The 2,993-nt window shown below is 62.6% G+C and carries 1 protein-coding gene; it reads left to right on the top strand.

What is annotated here, in order from left to right:
- A partial coding sequence (locus JF66_RS15080) for a DNA-directed RNA polymerase subunit beta (RefSeq protein WP_035879332.1) occupies window positions 1-2,993 on the top strand: 2,993 nt, incomplete at both ends.

Here is a 2,993-nt window from a genome sequence, read left to right as displayed (position 1 = left end):
GTGCAAGGAAAAGGGTAAGACCTACTCCGCACCCCTCTATGTGAACGCTGAGTTCATGAACCACCTCACGGGTGAGATCAAGACTCAGACCGTTTTCATGGGCGACTTCCCGCTGATGACGCCCAAGGGCACCTTCGTGATCAACGGCACCGAGCGTGTCGTCGTGTCGCAGCTGGTGCGTTCGCCCGGCGTGTACTTCGACCGCCAGCAGGAGAAGACCTCCGATAAGGACATCTACTCCGCTCGCGTCATTCCGAGCCGTGGTGCCTGGCTTGAGTTCGAGATCGACAAGCGCGACCAGGTTGGCGTGCGCATCGACCGCAAGCGCAAGCAGTCCGTCACCGTCTTCCTCAAGGCCCTCGGCCTCACGAGCGAAGAGATCCTCGAAGAGTTCAAGGGCTTCCCGTCCATCGAGCTCACCCTGGAAAAGGACAACATCCTTACCAAGGAAGAGGCCCTCAAGGACATCTACCGCAAGCTGCGCCCGGGAGAGCAGGTCGCCGCTGAGGCTGCCCGCGCCCTGTTGGACAACTTCTTCTTCAACTCCAAGCGCTACGACCTGGCCAAGGTTGGTCGCTACAAGATCAACCGCAAGCTCGGCCTCGAGGCTCCGCTGAGTGACTCCGTACTGACGCTCCAGGACATCCTGGCCACCATCAAGTACCTGGTCTCCCTGCACGACAACCGTTCCACGATTGTCGGCCTCCGCGAGGGCAAGAAGACCGATATCTCGATCGACATCGATGACATCGACCACTTCGGTAACCGTCGTATCCGCGCCGTCGGCGAGCTCATCCAGAACCAGGTTCGCACCGGTCTCTCCCGCATGGAGCGCGTCGTTCGCGAGCGCATGACCACGCAGGACATCGAAGCGATCACCCCGCAGACCTTGATCAACGTGCGCCCCGTCGTCGCCGCGATCAAGGAGTTCTTCGGTACCTCGCAGCTGTCGCAGTTCATGGACCAGAACAACCCCCTTGCCGGACTGACGCACAAGCGTCGCCTGTCTGCGCTGGGCCCGGGTGGACTGTCCCGTGACCGCGCAGGCGTCGAGGTGCGAGACGTTCACCCCTCGCACTACGGCCGCATGTGCCCCATTGAAACCCCGGAAGGCCCGAACATCGGCCTGATCGGTTCGCTCGCCTCGTTCGCGCGAATCAACGCCTTCGGATTCATTGAGACCCCGTACCGTCGCGTTGTGGCCAACAAGGTCACCGAGACGATCGACTACCTCACCGCCAGCGAAGAGGACGACTTCATCGTCGCCCAGGCCAACGCACCGTTGACCAAGGACTCGCACTTCGCGGAAGACCGCGTTCTCGCCCGTAAGAAGGGTGGAGAGGTTGACCTCTTCCCCGCGGAAGAGATCGGCTACATGGACGTCTCCCCGCGCCAGATGGTGTCGGTAGCGACCTCGCTCATCCCGTTCCTCGACCATGACGATGCAAACCGCGCGCTCATGGGCGCGAACATGCAGCGTCAGGCCGTTCCGCTCCTGCTCAGCGACAGCCCGCTGGTCGGAACCGGCATGGAGGTCTACACGGCCATCGACGCCGGCGACGTGCTCACCGCCGACAAGGCCGGTGTCGTTGCCGAGGTGTCGGCGGATGTCGTCACCATTCAGCTCGACGAGGGCGGAACGCAGGACTACTACCTGCGCAAGTTCTCGCGCTCCAACCAGGGCACGAGCTTCAACCACCGCGTGATCGTCAATGCGGGCGAACGCATTGAGGTCGGCGAGGTCATCGCCGACGGTCCCGCGACCGATCAGGGAGAACTCGCCCTCGGAAAGAACCTCCTCGTGGCATTCATGCCGTGGGAAGGCTACAACTTCGAGGACGCGATCATCCTGAGCCAGAACCTGGTGAAGGACGACACCCTCTCCTCGATTCACATCGAAGAGTACGAGGTTGACGCTCGCGACACCAAGCTGGGCAAGGAAGAGATCACTCGCGACCTGCCCAACGTGTCGCCCGACTTCCTCGCCGACCTCGACGAGCGTGGCATCATCCGCATCGGAGCCGAGGTTCGCCCCGGCGACATCCTCGTCGGCAAGGTCACGCCCAAGGGCGAGACCGAGCTGTCCGCTGAGGAGCGCTTGCTGCGCGCCATCTTCAACGAGAAGAGCCGCGAGGTGCGCGACACCTCACTCAAGGTTCCTCACGGTGAGCGTGGAACGATCATCGGCGTCAAGGTGTTCGACTCGCAGGACGGCGACGACGAGCTCGGCTCGGGCGTCAACCAGCGCGTTGTCGTGTTCATCGCCCAGAAGCGCAAGATCACCGAGGGCGACAAGCTTGCCGGTCGTCACGGTAACAAGGGTGTCATCTCCCGTATTCTGCCGATCGAGGACATGCCGTTCCTCGCCGACGGAACCCCGGTTGACATCATCCTGAACCCGCTGGGTATCCCCGGTCGAATGAACTTCGGGCAGGTCCTCGAAACTCACCTCGGCTGGATCGCCAAGCAGGGCTGGCAGGTTGAGGGCAAGCCCAAGTGGGCTGCTCGTCTTCCGGAGCACGCCTTCAGTGCCGCTCCCGGCACGAAGGTCGCCACCCCGGTATTCGACGGCGCGCTCGAGATCGAGATCGAGGGTCTTCTGGACTCCACGACGCCGACTCGCGACGGCGAACGCCTCATCGGGTCCTCGGGCAAGACGCAGCTCTTCGACGGCCGCTCCGGTGAGCCGTTCCCGAACCCGATCTCGGTCGGTTACATGTACATCCTGAAGCTCCACCACCTCGTCGACGACAAGATCCACGCTCGTTCGACGGGCCCGTACTCCATGATCACGCAGCAGCCGCTGGGTGGTAAGGCGCAGTTCGGTGGACAGCGTTTCGGTGAGATGGAGGTGTGGGCGCTCGAAGCATATGGAGCCGCTTACGCCCTGCAGGAACTCCTGACCATCAAGAGCGACGACATCCTCGGCCGCGTCAAGGTCTACGAGGCCATCGTCAAGGGTGAGAACATCCAGGAGCCCGGCATCCCCGAGA

This window comes from Cryobacterium sp. MLB-32, from assembly GCF_000738085.1.
Taxonomy (GTDB): domain Bacteria; phylum Actinomycetota; class Actinomycetes; order Actinomycetales; family Microbacteriaceae; genus Cryobacterium.
This window is presented reverse-complemented; position numbering and strand designations above follow the sequence as displayed.